At 66.2% G+C, this 16,992-nt stretch carries 15 protein-coding genes; 4 read left to right on the top strand and 11 right to left on the bottom strand.

Annotated elements, in window-relative coordinates:
* The first annotated feature begins 53 nt into the window (after window positions 1-53).
* Complete coding sequence (locus AC04PT_RS06855; protein WP_482872861.1) at window positions 54-1,664, top strand: FAD/NAD(P)-binding protein; 1,611 nt, start codon at window positions 54-56, stop codon at window positions 1,662-1,664.
* A gap of 5 nt (window positions 1,665-1,669) precedes the next feature.
* Here the strand turns inward: AC04PT_RS06855 and AC04PT_RS06860 are convergent, their stop codons facing one another.
* Window positions 1,670-2,017 carry a response regulator gene (locus AC04PT_RS06860; RefSeq protein ID WP_482872862.1) on the bottom strand — a complete coding sequence of 116 codons (348 nt, stop codon included), beginning with the start codon at window positions 2,015-2,017 and terminating at the stop codon, window positions 1,670-1,672.
* Entirely contained in the window at window positions 2,014-4,062 is a 2,049-nt protein-coding gene (locus AC04PT_RS06865) for an HWE histidine kinase domain-containing protein (RefSeq protein WP_482872863.1), read from the bottom strand. The genes AC04PT_RS06860 and AC04PT_RS06865 overlap by 4 nt, the downstream gene beginning before the upstream one ends.
* A gap of 402 nt (window positions 4,063-4,464) precedes the next feature.
* On the opposite strand from AC04PT_RS06865, the gene AC04PT_RS06870 reads away from it, so the two are divergent.
* Window positions 4,465-5,112 carry a 5-formyltetrahydrofolate cyclo-ligase gene (locus AC04PT_RS06870; protein WP_482872864.1) on the top strand — a complete coding sequence of 216 codons (648 nt, stop codon included), beginning with the start codon at window positions 4,465-4,467 and terminating at the stop codon, window positions 5,110-5,112.
* Window positions 5,113-5,116: 4 nt separating this feature from the next.
* Here AC04PT_RS06870 and AC04PT_RS06875 read toward each other — a convergent pair whose 3' ends face one another.
* Window positions 5,117-6,274: a M24 family metallopeptidase gene (locus AC04PT_RS06875; RefSeq protein WP_482872866.1), complete on the bottom strand. Its 1,158-nt coding sequence runs from the start codon at window positions 6,272-6,274 to the stop codon at window positions 5,117-5,119.
* A gap of 146 nt (window positions 6,275-6,420) precedes the next feature.
* On the opposite strand from AC04PT_RS06875, the gene AC04PT_RS06880 reads away from it, so the two are divergent.
* Window positions 6,421-7,455 (top strand): pyridoxal-phosphate dependent enzyme, encoded by a 1,035-nt coding sequence (locus AC04PT_RS06880; protein WP_482872867.1) that lies wholly within the window; start codon window positions 6,421-6,423, stop codon window positions 7,453-7,455.
* Between the two features lie 48 nt (window positions 7,456-7,503).
* On the opposite strand, the gene AC04PT_RS06885 is transcribed toward AC04PT_RS06880, so the two are convergent.
* The 7 genes from AC04PT_RS06885 to AC04PT_RS06915 all read right to left on the bottom strand — a co-directional run bounded on the left by AC04PT_RS06885 (window position 7,504) and on the right by AC04PT_RS06915 (window position 14,505).
* Window positions 7,504-8,487 (bottom strand): ABC transporter substrate-binding protein, encoded by a 984-nt coding sequence (locus AC04PT_RS06885; RefSeq protein WP_482872868.1) that lies wholly within the window; start codon window positions 8,485-8,487, stop codon window positions 7,504-7,506.
* Window positions 8,488-8,534: 47 nt separating this feature from the next.
* Window positions 8,535-9,380 (bottom strand): ABC transporter permease, encoded by an 846-nt coding sequence (locus AC04PT_RS06890; protein ID WP_482872869.1) that lies wholly within the window; start codon window positions 9,378-9,380, stop codon window positions 8,535-8,537.
* Window positions 9,377-10,357 (bottom strand): ABC transporter permease, encoded by a 981-nt coding sequence (locus AC04PT_RS06895; protein ID WP_482872870.1) that lies wholly within the window; start codon window positions 10,355-10,357, stop codon window positions 9,377-9,379. The genes AC04PT_RS06890 and AC04PT_RS06895 overlap by 4 nt, the downstream gene beginning before the upstream one ends.
* Before the next feature lie 81 nt (window positions 10,358-10,438).
* Window positions 10,439-11,305 carry an ABC transporter ATP-binding protein gene (locus tag AC04PT_RS06900; RefSeq protein ID WP_482872872.1) on the bottom strand — a complete coding sequence of 289 codons (867 nt, stop codon included), beginning with the start codon at window positions 11,303-11,305 and terminating at the stop codon, window positions 10,439-10,441.
* 34 nt (window positions 11,306-11,339) lie between these two features.
* Entirely contained in the window at window positions 11,340-12,794 is a 1,455-nt protein-coding gene (hydA, locus tag AC04PT_RS06905; protein WP_482872873.1) for a dihydropyrimidinase, read from the bottom strand.
* 55 nt (window positions 12,795-12,849) lie between these two features.
* Window positions 12,850-13,134: a GIY-YIG nuclease family protein gene (locus AC04PT_RS06910; protein WP_482872874.1), complete on the bottom strand. Its 285-nt coding sequence runs from the start codon at window positions 13,132-13,134 to the stop codon at window positions 12,850-12,852.
* 120 nt (window positions 13,135-13,254) lie between these two features.
* Window positions 13,255-14,505, bottom strand: coding sequence for a Zn-dependent hydrolase (locus tag AC04PT_RS06915; RefSeq protein ID WP_482872875.1), 1,251 nt, complete (start codon window positions 14,503-14,505; stop codon window positions 13,255-13,257).
* 142 nt (window positions 14,506-14,647) lie between these two features.
* On the opposite strand from AC04PT_RS06915, the gene AC04PT_RS06920 reads away from it, so the two are divergent.
* Entirely contained in the window at window positions 14,648-15,286 is a 639-nt protein-coding gene (locus AC04PT_RS06920) for a TetR family transcriptional regulator C-terminal domain-containing protein (protein WP_482872876.1), read from the top strand.
* A gap of 298 nt (window positions 15,287-15,584) precedes the next feature.
* Here the strand turns inward: AC04PT_RS06920 and preA are convergent, their stop codons facing one another.
* Window positions 15,585-16,889 carry an NAD-dependent dihydropyrimidine dehydrogenase subunit PreA gene (gene preA / locus AC04PT_RS06925; protein ID WP_482872877.1) on the bottom strand — a complete coding sequence of 435 codons (1,305 nt, stop codon included), beginning with the start codon at window positions 16,887-16,889 and terminating at the stop codon, window positions 15,585-15,587.
* Window positions 16,890-16,992 lie beyond the last annotated feature (103 nt).

A 16,992-nucleotide genomic window follows, 5' to 3' on the forward strand; every position in this document is an offset into this window, starting at 1 on the left:
GTACAACGGGGCGGGCGCAGGTGCGAGACCTGCCGGGAAGGGTGTGGGGCGTGATGGGACAGGCGAAGATCGCGGTGATCGGGTTGGGGCCGCGCGGGCTGGGCGCTCTGGAGGCGCTGGCGGCCTCGGGGCGGTGTGACAGTCTGGCGGTGGATGTGTACGAGCCGGGGCCGCATCCCGGGGCGGGGCCCAACTTCTCACCCGAGGAGAGCGCGCTGTGCCTGCTGAACATTCCGATGCGGGACCTGTCGATCCGGCCGCCCGAGTTCACGAGTTGCGGCGGTTTTGGGGAATGGCTCGAGCAAGCGCCGGACGCGGATGCCTTTCCGACGCGGGCGGATCTGGGGCGGTATCTGGAAGCGCGCTACGCGGATTTGCGCGGGCTGGGCCGGCTTGATATTCGCCATTCCAGCAAGCGGGTGACGGCGCTGCGGCGCAAGGCAGAGGGCTGGTCACTGGAGGCCGAAGGCTGGCGCGGGCCCTATGCGGAGGTGCTGTTGGCGCTGGGGCAGCCGGCGGTCGCGCCGGACGATCAGTGGGCCGGGTGGCAGGCGCATGCTGGTACAGGCGGCGCGGTCGTGGCGCAGGCCTATCCGGCGGCGAGTCTGGTCGAGGCGGCACGGGACTGGACCGGCAAGGCGGTGGCGATCCGGGGATTGGGACTGTCGTGTTTCGATGTGCTGCGCGCGCTGACCATGGGGCAGGGCGGGCGGTTTGACGGCGGGCGATACCTGGCCTCGGGGAGGGAACCTGCGCGCATACTGCCGTTTTCGCTGGACGGGCAGCCGCCTTTTCCGAAGCCCGCGACCGGGGCGCTGGATGCGCGGTTTCGGCCGGGATCGCACGAAACGGAACAGTTTTCCGAGGCGATCGAACACGCGGCGGCGGCGGAGCCTGACGTGGCGCGGGAGGCGATCAGCCAAGCGCTGGCGGGCCCTGTGTCGCGAGTGCTGCGTGAGAACGGGGCGGCGGAGGCCGCCGGCGGAGTCGGCGACTGGATCGCGGCAGAATGGCGCGAACCGGGGTCGCAGTTTCAGGCCGGGCCGATAGAGACCTTGCAGCGGGGGGTGGCGCTGGCCGAAGGCAAGGTGCCACCGACGATCGGCTATGTCACCGGGCAAGTCTGGCGGCATTGGCAGGATGCCTTGCGCGCGGGGTTCAACCCGGTTCAGGCCAAGGCCGAAACGGCAGAGGTGATCGTGCGGTTCGACGAGGGGATGAAGCGGTACTCCTACGGGCCGCCAGTCGGGTCAGCGCGTGAGATGCTGATGCTTGCCGAGGCGGGGGTGTTGGACTTGGACTTTACGCGGGATCCGGACATCTCGGAGGTGGACGGCGGTTGGCGTCTGGCGTGCGAGGGCGCTGAGGCGGAAGTTTCGGTCATGGTCGACGCGGTGCTGCCCAACCCGGATCTGGGGATCGTGACCGACCCCTTGATCATGGGACTGCAGGCCGACGGCCGGATATACCAGATGGCGGAGGGGTTCGGTGCGCGGATCGACGCGGACGGACGGTTGCTGGGTGCCCAAGGTCGCGCACAGGACGGGCTGGCGTTGCTGGGTCGGATGGCGCTGGGCAGCGTGATCGCGGCGGATTCGTTGCATGACTGTTTTGGCGCGGCAGCGGATCGCTGGGCCGAGGGCGTCGTGGTGCGGCTGGGCTGACCCCCTCAGTCGAGCAGATCCTCGACGCCGCGCAGCAATTCCTCCTGCCGGAAGGGTTTGGCCAGCCGGGGACAGTCACGCATCTCCTCGGGGAAGGCGCTGGGCTCATAGCCGCTGAGCAGCACGAAGGGCACCCCAAGCTCGCGCAGGCGTTGGGCGACCGGCAGGCTGGTGCCGCGGCCGAGATTCACGTCGAGCACGGCGGCGTCGGGCTTGTCGGTTTCCAGCAGTCCCGTCGCCTCGCGGACGGAGTGGGTATAGCCGAAAACCTCGTAGCCGCCCTCTTCCAGCGTGGTGCCCACGTCGAGCGCAAGAAGCGGATCGTCATCAAGCACCAGAATGCGGCGCGTCATATCGGCACCGTGAACGAATGGATCCCGTCGGTCGGGATCGCGAATTCATAGACGACACCGGACGGGTCAAAGCTGACGTCCATCGTTCCCTCCAGCTGGGTTTCCACGGCGCTTCGGATGACCGTGCTTCCGAAGCCCTTCACACCGGGTTCGGACACCGCGTCCAACCCGCTTTCGTGCCACGTAAGCCGCAGCCTTTCGTCGTCAATGGCCCAGCAAACCTCGAGCCGTCCACCGGCTTTCGACAAGGCGCCGTATCTGGCGGCATTGGTGGCAAGCTCATGAACCGCCAGCGCGAGCGACTGTGCCGCCGCGGGGCCCACCTGCACCTCGGGGCCCTCGACCGAGTAGTGCCCGAAGTCGCCGGGGCCGAAAGCCTCAAGCTCGTTGCGAACGAGACGATCCAGAGCGATGCCATCCCAGTTTTTCTGCGCCAATGCCGCATGTGTCCGCGACAGCGACTGGATGCGGGCGGCGAAGACCGATCTGAAATCCTCGATGTTGTGTGCGGTGCGCGCGGTCATGCGGGCGATGGTGTTGACCAGCGACAGGATATTCTTCACCCGGTGGTCGAGCTCGGCCGAGATCACCTTGTTCCGCTCTTCCCAGCGCTTGCGTTCGTCGATGTCGATGGCAGCGATGTAGTAGCCTTCGAGCCGTCCCCCCTGCGCACGCGGTGCGCATTGCATGAGGAACGTCCGATCCCCATCGCCCGGAGTGGGCAATCGGCTTTCGAAATGCACCGCGCCGCCTTCTACCTCTGGGCTTGACCGCCTGAGCGCGTCCGCTGCCGGTTTGCCGAACACGGTCTCGACCGGGGCATTGCGGACCTCGTCGCTCACCAGACCGATCTGCTCGAACGTGCGGTTGGCCATGCCGATGCGGAAGTCTTCGTCGACGAGGGCAACCATCACCGGCAGGCCGTCGATCAGGTCTTGCAGGGCCTGTGTTTCGCGTTCGCGCATGCGTTGGGTTTCGGCGTGGTTGATGGCCAGCCAGAGGATCCGCGCGACGGCGCGCAGATAGTTGGTTTCCTCGACATCGAAATTGCAGTGGTGGTTGCGCCAGGCGCAGAGCACGCCGCTGGGCGCCCGTGGGGTGCCGATGCACAGGCAGACGCCGCATTTGACTTCGCGCTCTCCCAGCATTTCGGTCGGGGTGAAGCGACTGTCGTCGGCGATGTCAGGAACCACGACCGCCTGCTGCTGGCCGAGCGCGAAGCCCAGGTGCTGGTGCGGATCGTTCGGCGACAGTGCGTGGCCCACCATGCCGCTGGGCCAGCCATGCCCGGCGGTCAGTTTGAACCGGGACCTGTCAGGCGTGAGCATCTGCACCTCGACAACACGGGCGTCGAGATGTTCGGCGATGTCGTCGGCGATCCGCGCAAAGAGATCGTTCAGCGCGCCGGGGCTGAGCGCGAGTTCGCTGAGGTCGGCGATGCTGGCCTGTCGACGGGCCTGTTTTTCCATCCGCTCGTTGGCGTGCCGAAGGGACTGGACATCGGAATAGGTCACGACGATGCCCTGCATCTGGTTGGTGCGACTGCGGTAGGGCACGACGCGGCGCAGGTAAGCGTGGTGCGGCCCGGTTATGCTGCGCTCGACCGGGTCCTGCGTGCTCAGGACGCCTTGCACGTCGTCCAACAGCCTAGGGTCGCGAACCTTTAGGCTGAGTTCAGTAATTGGACGGCCGATGTCGGCGTCGCGGATCGACATCAGTTCGGCGGCCCTTTCGGAATAGCGGCGAATTGTCAGTCCGGTATCCACATACAGGGTCGCGATGTCGGTCGAAGAGATCAGGTGGGTGAGATCGTCGTTGGCGGCCTCGAGTTCGCGCACCTTCTTTTCGAGAGCGGCAACGCGGACGGCCAGAGCCTCGTTGCGGGATTTCAGTTTTTTTGTCGCGCCTGACCGTTTCTCGCGAGCGACCGGAAGCTCATCGTTGTCGGCGCGCAGGACTTCATCCGTAAAAGCGCCCGTCTTGGTGACTGTTTGCGCTTCGCGGTGGAGGGTCTGCGTCTGTTGCTGGTGGTCGGCGGTGAGCATGGTGTGCGGTGAGTCCGGGCGCTCTTGGTCTGTCGATCCGTCATCAGCGACGTTAGCGCGAACTGATTTGCCCTCCAAAGGCTCCGCCATGACCTGTGCCGTCCCTTTCTGTCCGTGTAGGTCACGAACCAGCATCTCGCTGCATTGTTCCGCTGCCCTAGCGGCAACCGGAGACCGATCTGCAAGCGTGCGCAGCGGGTGCGCGAGTGGGTCTTCAGGTATGGCTATTGGCGCTGATGGCAAGACCTGCTCACGGCAGACCGGGGCGCGGAACACGACCCGCCCCGCGCCTCTGGGAAAGGGCAAGGTCGGCCTACTACCCGCCATATCCTCGGATTAGCCGGAAACGGTTGGTTGACGCCTGCGGTAGGCGCGGGCACCGTTGTCCCGGAGGCGGATACCATGGATGAGACGGACGACCGGGGGGGCGAGGCGCCCTGTTTCCAGCACCTTTTGGGCGACGAACGGGCCGCAGACGAGGAGACCCTGCGGGACGTCATGCGCTTTCGCCGGGCCGAACGGACCCGCTTGCTGGGGCTGCGCAAGCGGTCGGTTGCGGCACGCAAGGCGGACGAGGCGGTCCTGACCGATTGCCTTGGGCGGATCGTTCCGGCAGGGCCGGGCGTGCGAATCGCGGCCTACTGGCCGATCCGGGGTGAGCCGGATCTGCGCGGCTGGATGGTCCGGGCGGCGGAGGCGGGCGCGGATGTCCTGCTGCCGGTGGTCGTCGCGAAGCAGCAGCCGCTGGAGTTTCACCGCTGGGCGCCCGGCTGCGCGATGACGCGCGGCGCGTGGAACATCCCGGTGCCGGTGGAGGGGCGGGCGGAGACGCCTGATGTGGTGGTGTCACCGCTGGTCGGGGTCGATGAGAAGCTGTTTCGGCTGGGCAATGGCGGCGGGTACTACGACCGGACGCTGGTGGCGCTGCCGGTGAAGCCGCGGGTGATCGGCGTCGGCTTCGCGGAGTGCCGGGTAGAGACGATCTTTCCGATGCACTGGGACGTGCCGATGGACGAGGTCGTGCTGTCGGACGGGACCATATTGCCCTGAAGGTTCAGCCGATGACCGGAAGCTCGGTGGCGGCACGCGCGGTCAGCAGTTCGGCGCCGTGGCGGCGCACGACGATGTTCTCTTCGTGCACCATGATGCGTCCCTCGCCGTAGCCCATGGACGGTTCGAGCGTCAGCACCATGCCCTCGGTGATTTCCGTCGTGTCCCAGGCCGCGTGCGAGGGCCATTCGGTAAGCTGCATTCCAAGCCCGTGACCCAAGCGGCCGACGTCCCCCGTGACGGGGCCGATCACGTCCTGCATGGCGCGGAACAGATCGCGGCATGTGTTGCCAGGACGGGCGGCGGCGATGCCGGCCTCGGTGGCGCGCCAGAGCACGTCATTGGCCCTTCGCGCGGCGGCGTCTGGCGGGCCCACTGCGAAGTTGCGATCGAAGTCGCAGAAGTAGCCGTCCCAGGTGGCCCCGGTGTCGAGCATGAGGATATCGCCCTTGGCCAGAGGGCGGCGGGACGGCGGCGAGATGACGTCGTGATAGCCGCCGGTGTCCGCGCCACCGACGAGGTAGGGCACGTCGTCGGCGCCCTGCGCCAGCGCCTCGCGGCGGAAGGCGCGGAACAGGTCTTCGAGCGGCTGTCCGACGTGGGCGATCTGCGGCACCTGCGCGAAGGCGCGCGAACCGATAGCGCAGATGTGGGCGATCTTGGCGATCTCGGCCTCGGACTTCACCATGCGCAGGGTGCGGATCAGCGGGGTGGCGTCTTCAATTCGAAGACCGGGAAGGTTTGCGCCAAGGCGTTCGTAATCGCCAAGCGGCATGCGCAGGTGAGTCTCGTGTCCCTTCGGGATGCCGATGGTGTCCTTGCGGCTGGCAAGGGGCAGAAGCAGATCGGTCAGCAGGCCGACACCGTCATCGCTGGGGGCGGGGGCGGACCATGTGCGGATATCGTCGAGCCATGTCCGGCGCATCAGGTCGGCGCCGATTTCGGGGATGATCGCGACGGGTTTTCCGCTGGCCGGCACGAACAGGAACCACGGTCGCGTCGGGCTTTGCCAGAAGAGGGTTTGGAAGCCGCTGAAATAGCGCACCTCCGCCTCGGTGGTGAGCAGCAGGCCGGAAAGGCCGGTTTCGGCCATCAGCGCTTGCGCGCGGGCGGTGCGGGCGGCGAACTCTTCCGCGGGGAAGCCACGGTCGGGGGCGGTCATCGGCGGTCCTTTCGCGTCGGGCGTGACAAAGTCTTTCCGGTTTCGCGGAAAGTGGCGAGGGGTTTTTTAGCCGCCGCGTCCGAAGACGGAAATTGCAAAGGCCGGAGGGGCTGTAGAGAGTGGGCGCAATCAAGGAGAAGAACGACATGACCGATACGCTGGAATTTCGGCCGGAGGTGGACCGCGCTTTGGCGTTCTTCCGTGCGCAGCCGGGCTATGCGATTTCGCCGCTGCACCGGATCGAGGGGCCGGGCGGTCTGACCGTTCTGGCCAAGGACGAGACCGGGCGCATGGGGCTGGGGGCCTTCAAGGCGCTGGGTGCGCCCTATGCTGTGGCGCGAATTATCGGCGAGGGCTGGCACGCGCAGACCGGCGAGGACCTGACGCCCGAACGGATGGGCGACGCTGATGTGCGGGCCTTCGCGGCGGCGCATACCTTCGTCTGCGCCAGCGCCGGTAATCACGGTATCGGCGTCGCGGCCGGCGCGCGTGATATCGGGGCTAAGGCACGGATCCACCTGGCGGCCACGGTGCCCGAGGGCTTTACCGGCCGGCTGGAGGCGCTGGGCGCCGAAGTTGTCCGGTCCGGCGACGACTATGAGCAGAGCGTGGCGGCGGCCTCGGCGGACGCGGAACGGACCGGAGCGACGCTGTTGGCGGACGGCACCTGGGAAGGCTACACCGAGATCCCCAAGTGGGTGATGGAGGGCTATTGCGTCATTGCCGAGGAACTGCGGGGCGAATTCGAAGCCTCGGGGGACTGGCCGACGCATGTCTATCTGCAGGCGGGTGTCGGCGGGCTGGCCGCGGCGATGGCGCATATGATCCGGCTGAACTGGGCGGAGCAGCCTGAGTTGATCGTCGTGGAGCCGGAGGCGGCGGCCTGCCTGCGGGCGAGCCATCTGGCCGGCAAGCCCACGCGGGGCGACGGGCCGGACTCGGCGATGGGGCGGCTTGACTGCAAGGATGCGTCGATCGTGGCGTGGCAGGCGCTGGAGCGCTGCGACGTGCGGTATGAAATGCTGACCGAGGAAGAAGGACAGGCGGGCGCGGATGCGCTGACAGCCAAAGGACTGGCGACGACGCCGTCGGGGGCGGCCGGGTATGCGGCGCTGTGCAAGCGCGTGCCCGAAGGTCCGGAGGTGCGGCCGCTGGTGATCGTGTCGGAAGGCCCTGCGTAGGGCGGGCACGGGCCCCCGGATTCCGGGGACCCGTCTGTCAGGCGCGGATCAGTTCAGCGCCGCGTCGGTGATCTTGGCGGTATAGGCGCCTTCCGGCTGCTTGGTGATTACCGGGTCCGAACCGCCAGCCAGCAGCGTATCCACCGTGCGCTGGAAGTCTTCGGGGTCGAGCGCGCCGTCAGACCCTTCGGTCAGCTTGGCGATCTCGCCCATCATGCGGATCTGGTGATCCTCGGTCTGGGCGCCGGTCTCGTCATTGTCGAGCACGATCATCGCCGCTTCCTCGGGGTTTTCTTCGGCCCATTTCCAGCCTTTCATCGACGCGCGGACAAACTTCTCCATCTTGGACACGAAGTCGGGGTCGTCGAGGTTTTCCTCGAGCACGTAGAGCCCGTCCTCCATGGTGGCGACGCCCTGATCTTGGTACTTGAAGGTCACCAGTTCATCCTCGGACACGCCTGCATCGAGCACCTGGCCGTATTCGTTGTAGGTCATGGTCGAGATGCAATCGGCCTGGCGTTGCAGCAGCGGATCGACGTTGAAGCCCTGTTTCAGAACCTCGACCGAGCCTTCGGCCTTGCCGTCGGTCTTGATCCCGAGGCTGCTCATCCACGACAGGAAGGGATATTCGTTGCCGAAGAACCAGACGCCCAAGGTGCGGTTGTCCAGATCTTCGGGGCTTTCGATCCCGGCGTCTTTCCAGCAGGTCAGCATCATGCCGGACGATTTGAACGGCTGGGCGATGTTGACCAGCGGCAACCCGTTTTCGCGCGCCGCCAGCGCGGCGGGCATCCATTCGACGATTACGTCGGCGCCGCCGCCGGCGATCACCTGCGTGGGCGCGATGTCGGGGCCGCCGGGCAGGATGGTGACCTCCAGTCCCTCTTCTTCGTAGAAGCCCTGATCCTGCGCCACGTAGTAGCCGGCGAATTGCGCCTGTGTGACCCATTTCAGTTGCAGGGTGACATCCTCGGCGAAGGCCGGGACGGCGAGGGCCGCGCTGGCGAGCGTGGCGATGAGTGTGGTTTTCATTGTCGTTCTCTCCTGTTGGTCTTCTTTTGATGCCTGTTCGGGGCCGGTCACCGCCTTTGCGAGGGGTGCCAGAAGGTCGTCCAGCGTTCCGCCAGCGTCACGAGGCCGTAGACCAGCGTGCCGGTGATCGCGGCGACGAGGATAGCCGACCAGACGAGGCCCAGGTCAAGCTGTCCGATGGATGTGGAGATGCGAAAGCCAAGGCCCAGCGTCGGCGAGCCGAAGAATTCGGCCACGATGGCGCCGATCAGGGCCAGCGTCGAGGTGATCTTGAGCCCGTTGAAGATGAAGGGCAGCGCCGCGGGCAGGCGCAATTTGCGCAGCGTCGCGCCCCAGGTGGCGGCGTAGGTCTGCATCAGGTCGCGCTGCATGGCAGAGGTTTCCTGCAGGCCCGCGACGGTGTTCACCAGCATCGGGAAATAGACCATCAGGACCACGACGGCGGCCTTGGACTGCCAGCCGAAGCCGAACCACATCACCAGGATCGGCGCGGTGCCGACAATGGGCAGCGCCGCCATGAAATTGCCAAGCGGCAGAAGGCCCCGGCGCAGGTAGTCGAACCGGTCGACCAGAAGCGCGGTGAGGAAGGCGGCCGCACAGCCGATAACCCAGCCCGACAGCGCGCCCTTGAGGATGGTCTGCACGAAATCGGCCCAGAGCATCGGGAGGTTGGCGGCGAAGGTCGCGGCGATCTCGGACGGGGGCGGAAGGATCACGCGTGGGACGTTCAGGCCGGTGACGATGAGTTCCCACATGATCAGGATGGTGGCACCGAAGATCAACGGCACGGCGAGGCGGGCGGCGCTGCTGTCGCGCGCGGGGCCGTTTGCGAGCCGCAGGTTGACGGCGAGCCCGATGATCCAGACGGCGAAGGCACCGAAAACGTGGGTCATGGCGTCATTCCCATGCGTTGCAGCGTGCGCCGCTCGGCCCAGCCGATGGCCCAGACCAGCAGCGCGGCGAGGGCGGCGGCGAGGAATAGCGCCGACCAGATCTGCACCGTCTGCCCGTAATAGCTGCCGGCCAGCATACGTGCGCCGAGGCCGCCCTTCTGCACCGGCAGTTCCCCGACGATCGCGCCGACGAGACTGGCGGCGATGGCGATCTTGAGCGAGGCGAAGAGGTAGGGCACCGAAGCCGGGAGCCGCAGCTTGAACAGCACCGCCGAGGTGGGCGCGTTGTAGGTGCGCATCAGGTCCATCTGCATGGCGTCGGGGCTGCGCAGGCCCTTCACCATGCCGACCACCACCGGAAAGAACGACAGGTAGGCGGAGATGACGGCCTTCGGCAGCAGCCCCTGCACGCCTACGGAATAAAGCACCACGATGATCATCGGCGCCAGCGCCACGATCGGCACGGTCTGGCTGACGATGGCCCAGGGCATGACCGACATGTCCATGACGCGCGAATGCACGATGCCGACGGCCAGCAGGATGCCCAGCCCGGTGCCTATGAGAAAGCCCACCAGCGTGGCGTTCAGCGTGACCACCGCGTGATAGACAAGCCCGCGGTTGGACAGGCTGCCGGAGTTCACAAGGCCGCGGCGGCCGGTGGTTTCCTCGACCCAGGTGGATTCGTAGAGCTCGGTCATGACCTGGTGAGGGGCAGGCAGTCGCGGGCGGTCGAGCGACCAGCTTTCACCAAGCGCATGGGTGTTTCGCGCGACCAGCGCCCAGGTGCTGGCGTCGCGGCGGTCCACGGCGGCGGCCGGGGTGACGGCAACACCGGCGCGTTCGGCGCGGGTCAGGGTTTCCTGCACGTTCATCGGCACCACGGCGACGTACCAGAGCGCGACGAGGCCGAGGATGACGGCGAGCACCGGGGGAAGGCTGAGGCCGGCCGCCGTCCCGGACTTGATCCGGGACCTCATGTTCAGCGCCTCAGACATGAGTGGCCGCCGTTGACGAGAGGCCCCGGATCAGGTCCGGGGCGGCGGAGCGCATGGGATGGATCATTCCTGGTACCCCGCGCGCAGGCCTTCGCGGACGCGGTGGGCGATCTCGATGAATTCCGGCGTGTCGCGGATGTCGAGCGGACGATCGGCGGGCAGGGGGCTTTCGATCACATCGGTAATCCGGCCGGGCCGGGGCGACATGACGACGATATGGGTCGACAGGTACACCGCCTCGGGGATCGAGTGGGTGACGAAGGCGATGGTCTTGTCGGTCTTGGCCCAGAGGCGCAGCACCTCTTCGTTCAGGCGGTCGCGCACGATCTCGTCCAGCGCTCCGAAGGGTTCGTCCATCAAGAGCAGGTCGGCGTCGAAGGCCAGCGCGCGGGCGATGGACGCACGCTGCTGCATCCCGCCCGACAGTTGCCAGGGAAACTTCTTCTCGAAGCCGCTGAGATCGACCAGGTCCATGACCCGGGCGATGCGCTCCTTCTGCTCGGTCTTGGAGAACCCCATGATCTCAAGCGGCAGGGCAATGTTGCTTCCGATGGTGCGCCACGGGTAGAGCCCGGCGGCCTGAAAGACGTAGCCGTAAGCGCGTGCCTGTCGGGCTTCGTCGGGGGTCATGCCGTTGACGGTGAGGCTGCCGCCGGTGGGGTGTTCCAGCGCCGCGATGCAGCGCAGGAAGGTGGTCTTGCCGCAGCCCGATGGGCCGATGAAGCTGACGAAGGCGCCCTTGGGAATGTCGAGAGAGACGTCCTTGAGAGCGTGCACCGGGCCATCACCCGTCTCGAAGGTCAGGTCCAGGTGGCTGGCCTGAATGACCGGTTCTGCCTGGGCCTGCGCGGGCTGGGGGGCGGGGGATGTCACGTCGGCGAGGTCCTCTGTACGGGGGCGGCGCTGGTCGAGCTTGAACGCGGCTGTCATCGGGTTGTCTTGCGCGTCGGGCGGGTTTGCACCGTCATACCCCGCTTGCCGGGATGCCCGACCGTTCCACCGGGCGCGGTGCCGTCAGTTCCTTCCACTTCGACAGCGCCTTGTTGGTGGCGGTGTTGGGCGTGCGCTTGACGAATTCGCCGTGTCCCTCCTGGCTGCGCAGCTCGCCATCATGCACCGCGACATGGCCGCGGGTCAGGGTGAAGCGCGGCAGGCCCTTGACCTGTTTGCCCTCGAAGACGTTGTAATCGATGGCCGAGACCTGCTTGTCGGCGGTGATCGTCTTGGTCTTCTCGGGGTCCCAGACTACGATGTCGGCATCCGCGCCGGGCAGGATCGCGCCCTTCTTCGGGTAGCAGTTCAGCACCTTGGCGATGTTCGTGGAGGTCACGGCGACGAATTCCTCGGGCGTCAGGCGGCCGGTTTCGACGCCATGGGTCCAGAGCATCGGCATCCGGTCCTCGAGCCCGCCGGTGCCGTTGGGGATCTTGGTGAAATCACCCACGCCGTAGCGTTTCTGCTCCGTGGTAAAGGCGCAGTGGTCCGTCGCCACGACCGACAGCGAGCCGGATTGCAGCCCCGCCCAGAGCGAGTCCTGATGCTTCTGGTTGCGGAACGGCGGCGACATGACGCGGCGGGCCGCGTGGTCCCAATCCTTGTTCATGTATTCGCTGTCATCCAGCGTCAGGTGCTGGATCAGCGGCTCGCCCCAGACGCGCTTGCCTTGCTGGCGGGCGCGGCGGATGGCTTCGTGCGCCTCTTCGCAGCTCACGTGGACGATGTAGAGCGGCACGCCGGCCATGTCGGCGATCATGATGGCGCGGTTGGCGGCCTCGCCCTCGACCTGCGGCGGGCGGGAATAGGCGTGGGCCTCGGGGCCGGTGTTGCCTTCGGCCAGCAGTTTTTGCTGGAGGTCGGCCACCACGTCGCCGTTCTCAGCATGGACCAGCGCGATGCCGCCGAGTTCGCCGATGCGCTGGAACGAGGCGTACATCTCGTCGTCCTGCACCATCAGCGCGCCCTTGTAGGCCATGAAGTGCTTGAAGGTGTTGATGCCGCGGTCTTTGACGACGGTTTCCATTTCGTTGAACACCTGCTCGCCCCACCAGGTGACGGCCATGTGGAAGGAATAGTCGCAATGGGCGCGGGTGGATTTGTTGTCCCACATCTTCAGCGCATCAAGCAGGCCCTGACCGGGAGAGGGCAGGGCGAAGTCGACGACCATGGTGGTGCCCCCGGCGAGCGCGGCGCGGGTGCCGCTATCGAAGTCGTCGGTGGAATAGGTGCCCATGAAAGGCATCTCGAGGTGGGTGTGAGGGTCGATGCCGCCGGGCATGACATAGCAGCCGGTGGCGTCGAGGGTCTCATCGCCTTTGAGGTCAGGGCCGATCTCGGTGATCTGGCCGTTTTCGATCAGGACGTCGGCCTTGTAGGTCCGGTCGTGGGTGACGATGGTGCCGTTCTTGATGACTTTGGTCATGTGTGTGTCTCCCTGTATCGCCCGTCCCGGCCTTGCGCCGGGACCTCGCCGGCGCCTACTCGGGAACGAGATGCGTAATGTCCCGCCATTGCGGGTTGAGTTCCGTGATGAGTTGGTCTTTCCACGCGCGTCGCCAGCGCTTGAGGCGCCGTTCGCGCAAGAGTGAGGCTTCGAAGTCCTCGTGCGCTTCGAACCAGACCAGAGTGCGGATGTTGTAGGCGGCGGTGTGTTCGGACATCCCGGCGCGATGCGTTTCGATCCGGACGCGCAGGTTGTGGCTGCGCCCTATGTAGATCGCTCCGCCTGGACGGGAGGCCATGATGTAGACGAAATGCGCCATACCGCATCGTTTTACGAGCAAGGTTAACACGGGATGAATCGCGCCCCGGCCCCCGCGCCGGGGCCTCGTGGCTGGCCATGAGGTCCCGGGTCAGGCCCGGGACGCGAGGTTTGAAGAGGCTCACGCCACGATCTCCGCCGTTTCGATCACCGCGTGGAACAGCACGTCGGCGCCGGCCTTGGCCCAGTCCTTGCTGATATCCTCGGCCTCGTTGTGCGACAGCCCGTCGACGCAGGGGCACATGACCATCGCCGTGGGCGCCACCCGGTTGATCCAGCAGGCATCATGCCCGGCACCGGAGATGATATTGCGGTGGGAATAGCCCAGCCGATCGGCAGCGTTGCGCACGGCGGCCACGCAGTCCATGTCGAACTCCACCGGGTCGAAGCCGCCGACCTTTTCGAACTCGACCGACAGGCCCATGTCGTCGCAGATCTTCTGCGCCTCGGTCTTTAGTCGCGCTTCCATGTCCTCGATCACCTCGAGCTGGGGCGAGCGGAAATCGACGGTGAAGACTGCCTTGCCGGGGATCACGTTGCGCGAGTTGGGGAAGACCTCGATATGGCCGGCCGCGCCCACCGCGTCGGGTTTGTGCGACCACGCGATTTCGTCGACCTTTTCGAGGATGCGCGCCATGCCGAGACCGGCATTCTTGCGCATCGGCATCGGGGTCGAGCCGGTGTGGCTTTCCTTGCCGGTCACGGTGACCTGCGTCCAGCTGAGGCCCTGGCCGTGGGTGACGACGCCGATGTCCTTGCCCTCGGCTTCGAGGATCGGCCCCTGTTCGATGTGCAGCTCGAAGAAGGCGTGCATCTTGCGGGCGCCGACCTCTTCCTCGCCGCGCCAGCCGATGCGCTGCAACTCGTCGCCGAATTTCTTGCCGTCGTGATCCTCGCGGTCGTAGGCCCAGTCTTGCGCGTGCATCCCGGCGAAGACGCCCGAGGACAGCATTGCGGGCGCGAAGCGGGTGCCTTCCTCGTTGGTCCAGTTGGTGACCACGATCGGGTGTTTCGTCTTGATCTCGAGGTCATTGAGGGTGCGGATGATCTCCAGCCCGCCCAGCACGCCCAGCACGCCGTCGTATTTGCCGCCCGTCGGCTGGGTGTCGAGGTGGCTGCCCACGTAGACCGGCAGGGCGTCGGGGTCGGTCCCCTCACGCCGGGCGAACATGTTGCCCATCTGGTCGAGGCCCATGGTGCAGCCGGCGGCCTCGCACCACCGCTGGAACAGAGCGCGGCCTTCGCCGTCTTCGTCGGTCACGGTCTGGCGGTTGTTGCCGCCGGCGACACCGGGGCCGATCTTGGCCATTTCCATGAGGCTGTCCCACAGGCGGTCGCCATCGACGGTCAGGTTGGCTGTCGGTTCGGTCATTTGATTCCCTGTCGTTGGCCCTTCGGGCTCTCATTGAATTTGACCAATCGGTCAAAAGCACGCTACCACGGGTGAGAGGTCAGTCAAGGCATTCGCTGGCCCGGCAGGCAAATGGCGGTAATTTGGGCAGGATTCGCGTGATATGACAGAAAGAACTGCACGGGCGCAAAACGGCGCCGTCCCCAAGCCGCGCACCCGCATCCAGAAGCGTAACCGCGAGGTGATCCTGAAGGCGGCGCTGGAAGTGTTTGCGCAATACGGGTTTCGCGGCGCCACGCTGGACCAGATCGCTGCCGAGGCCGGGCTGTCGAAGCCGAACCTGCTGTATTACTTCCCGTCCAAGGAGGCGATGCACGAAGAGCTGTTGCAGGGGTTGCTGAAGACCTGGCTCGATCCTCTGCGTGCGCTCGATTCCGAGGGTGAACCGCTGGACGAGATCCTTGCCTATGTGCGCCGCAAGCTGGAACTGGCGCGGGATTATCCGCGCGAGAGCCGTCTGTTCGCCAACGAGATTTTGCAGGGTGCGCCGCGGATGCTGCCCTACCTGAAGACCGATCTGCGCGAGCTGGTCGAGGAAACCGCGGCCGTCGTCGAGCGCTGGATTGCCGAGGGGCGGCTGGCGCCGGTAGACCCGGTGCACCTGATCTTTTCGATCTGGGCGCAGACCCAGCATTACGCGGATTTCGAGGTGCAGGTGACGGCGGTGCTTGGCAAGGGAGACCCTTTCGAGGCGGCAGAGGCGCATTTGGAGCGGGTGTTTCGGCGGGTGCTGGTGCCGTAGGACTGAGTGGCGTGCCTGAGACGTCACGGCGGACGGATCGTTCGAGTATGGTTCCAAGCGGGTTAACAGCGGCGAAGCCGCCCCGCATCGCCGGGCCGCCCTCCGGCACGGCGATATGACTGATGGACGCCTGTCAGCCTGAGCGTCTACGGCAACCGAAGGCATCAAGTGGCCTCCACGGATGCTGGATCGCCGCACCTCGGCCCGGCGATGCGGGGCTTAGCGTCCAGCCGGGATCTCCAGAATTTTCCGGTCATCCCGGCCAGTGCGGTCGGTCGTGTCCCCTTATTGTCCCCGATTACTCCGCCGCCTGTCCCATCGGGTTGTTGGGATGCGTGGTCCAGTTGGCGTATTCCTCCTGCACCACCTTGCCGGTGCGCGGATCGACGGTGCCGGGGGCCAGCCGTTCCATGGTGATACAGTTCTCGACCGGGCAGACATCGACGCAGAGGTTGCAGGCGACGCATTCGGCATCGATCACCTCGAACTTGCGCTCGGGCGACATGGCGATGGCTTGATGCGAGGTGTCCTCGCAGGCGGCGTAGCAGCGGCCGCACTTGATGCAAGCGTCCTGATCGATGCGGGCCTTGGTGACGTAGTTGAGGTTGAGGTACTGCCAGTCTGTGACGTTGGGCACCGCGCGGCCGATGAAGTCGGACGTCTTAGCATAGCCTTTCTCGTCCATCCACTGCGACAGCCCGCGCTTCATCTCTTCGACGATCTTGAAGCCATAGGTCATCGCGGCGGTGCAGACCTGCACGTTGCCGGCGCCCAGCGCCATGAACTCGGCCGCGTCGCGCCAAGTGGTGATGCCGCCAATGGCAGAAATAGGCAGGCCGTGGGTCTCGGGGTTGCGGGCGATCTCGGACACCATCGACAGTGCGATGGGCTTGACCGCCGGGCCGCAATAGCCGCCGTGGCTGCCCTTGCCGTCGATGGTCGGCTGCGGTGCGAAATTGTCGAGGTCGATGGCGGTGATCGAGTTGATGGTGTTGATCAGGCTGACCGCGTCGGCACCGCCGTTCTTGGCCGCCGTCGCCGGCTTACGGATGTCGGTGATGTTGGGGGTCAGCTTGACGATCACCGGACGGTCGTAGTTTTCCTTGCACCAGCGAGTGACCATCTCGATGTACTCCGGCACCTGGCCCACGGCGGAGCCCATGCCGCGTTCGGACATGCCGTGCGGGCAGCCAAAGTTAAGCTCAATCCCGTCGGCGCCGGTTTCGGCGACACGCGGCAGGATCGCTTTCCAGGCGGCTTCCTCGCAGGGCACCATGATCGAGGCAATCAGGGCGCGGTCGGGATAGTCGGCCTTGACGCGGGCCATTTCTTCGAGGTTCACCTCGAGCGGGCGGTCGGTAATCAACTCGATGTTGTTCAGCCCCAGCAGCCGGCGGTCGGCGCCGTGGATCACGCCGTAGCGCGGGCCATTGACGTTGACGACGGGCGGGCCGGCCTCGCCCAGCGTCTTCCAGACGACGCCGCCCCAGCCGGCCTCGAAGGCGCGGCGGACGTTGTATTCCTTGTCGGTGGGCGGCGCAGAGGCCAGCCAGAACGGGTTGGGCGAGGTGATTCCGAGGAAGTCTGTGGTCAGGTCAGCCATGGGTTCGGGTCCTTGATCCTTGCGGTCCGCAGCCCCGGACCTGATCCGGGGCCTCCGCGGATGTGTGGTGAGGTCCCGGATCGGGGTCCGGGACTGCGGCGCA

The organism is Litorisediminivivens sp. KMU-197 (genome assembly GCF_056858395.1).

Bases quoted from the DNA above. Each gene is read 5' to 3' on its own strand.
- AC04PT_RS06855 (WP_482872861.1), top strand. From the start codon at position 54: ATGGGACAGGCGAAGATCGCGGTGATCGGGTTGGGGCCGCGCGGGCTG.
- AC04PT_RS06860 (WP_482872862.1), bottom strand. From the start codon at position 2,017: ATGACGCGCCGCATTCTGGTGCTTGATGACGATCCGCTTCTTGCGCTC.
- AC04PT_RS06865 (WP_482872863.1), bottom strand. From the start codon at position 4,062: ATGCTCACCGCCGACCACCAGCAACAGACGCAGACCCTCCACCGCGAA.
- AC04PT_RS06870 (WP_482872864.1), top strand. From the start codon at position 4,465: ATGGATGAGACGGACGACCGGGGGGGCGAGGCGCCCTGTTTCCAGCAC.
- AC04PT_RS06875 (WP_482872866.1), bottom strand. From the start codon at position 6,274: ATGACCGCCCCCGACCGTGGCTTCCCCGCGGAAGAGTTCGCCGCCCGC.
- AC04PT_RS06880 (WP_482872867.1), top strand. From the start codon at position 6,421: ATGACCGATACGCTGGAATTTCGGCCGGAGGTGGACCGCGCTTTGGCG.
- AC04PT_RS06885 (WP_482872868.1), bottom strand. From the start codon at position 8,487: ATGAAAACCACACTCATCGCCACGCTCGCCAGCGCGGCCCTCGCCGTC.
- AC04PT_RS06890 (WP_482872869.1), bottom strand. From the start codon at position 9,380: ATGACCCACGTTTTCGGTGCCTTCGCCGTCTGGATCATCGGGCTCGCC.
- AC04PT_RS06895 (WP_482872870.1), bottom strand. From the start codon at position 10,357: ATGAGGTCCCGGATCAAGTCCGGGACGGCGGCCGGCCTCAGCCTTCCC.
- AC04PT_RS06900 (WP_482872872.1), bottom strand. From the start codon at position 11,305: ATGACAGCCGCGTTCAAGCTCGACCAGCGCCGCCCCCGTACAGAGGAC.
- hydA (WP_482872873.1), bottom strand. From the start codon at position 12,794: ATGACCAAAGTCATCAAGAACGGCACCATCGTCACCCACGACCGGACC.
- AC04PT_RS06910 (WP_482872874.1), bottom strand. From the start codon at position 13,134: ATGGCGCATTTCGTCTACATCATGGCCTCCCGTCCAGGCGGAGCGATC.
- AC04PT_RS06915 (WP_482872875.1), bottom strand. From the start codon at position 14,505: ATGACCGAACCGACAGCCAACCTGACCGTCGATGGCGACCGCCTGTGG.
- AC04PT_RS06920 (WP_482872876.1), top strand. From the start codon at position 14,648: ATGACAGAAAGAACTGCACGGGCGCAAAACGGCGCCGTCCCCAAGCCG.
- preA (WP_482872877.1), bottom strand. From the start codon at position 16,889: ATGGCTGACCTGACCACAGACTTCCTCGGAATCACCTCGCCCAACCCG.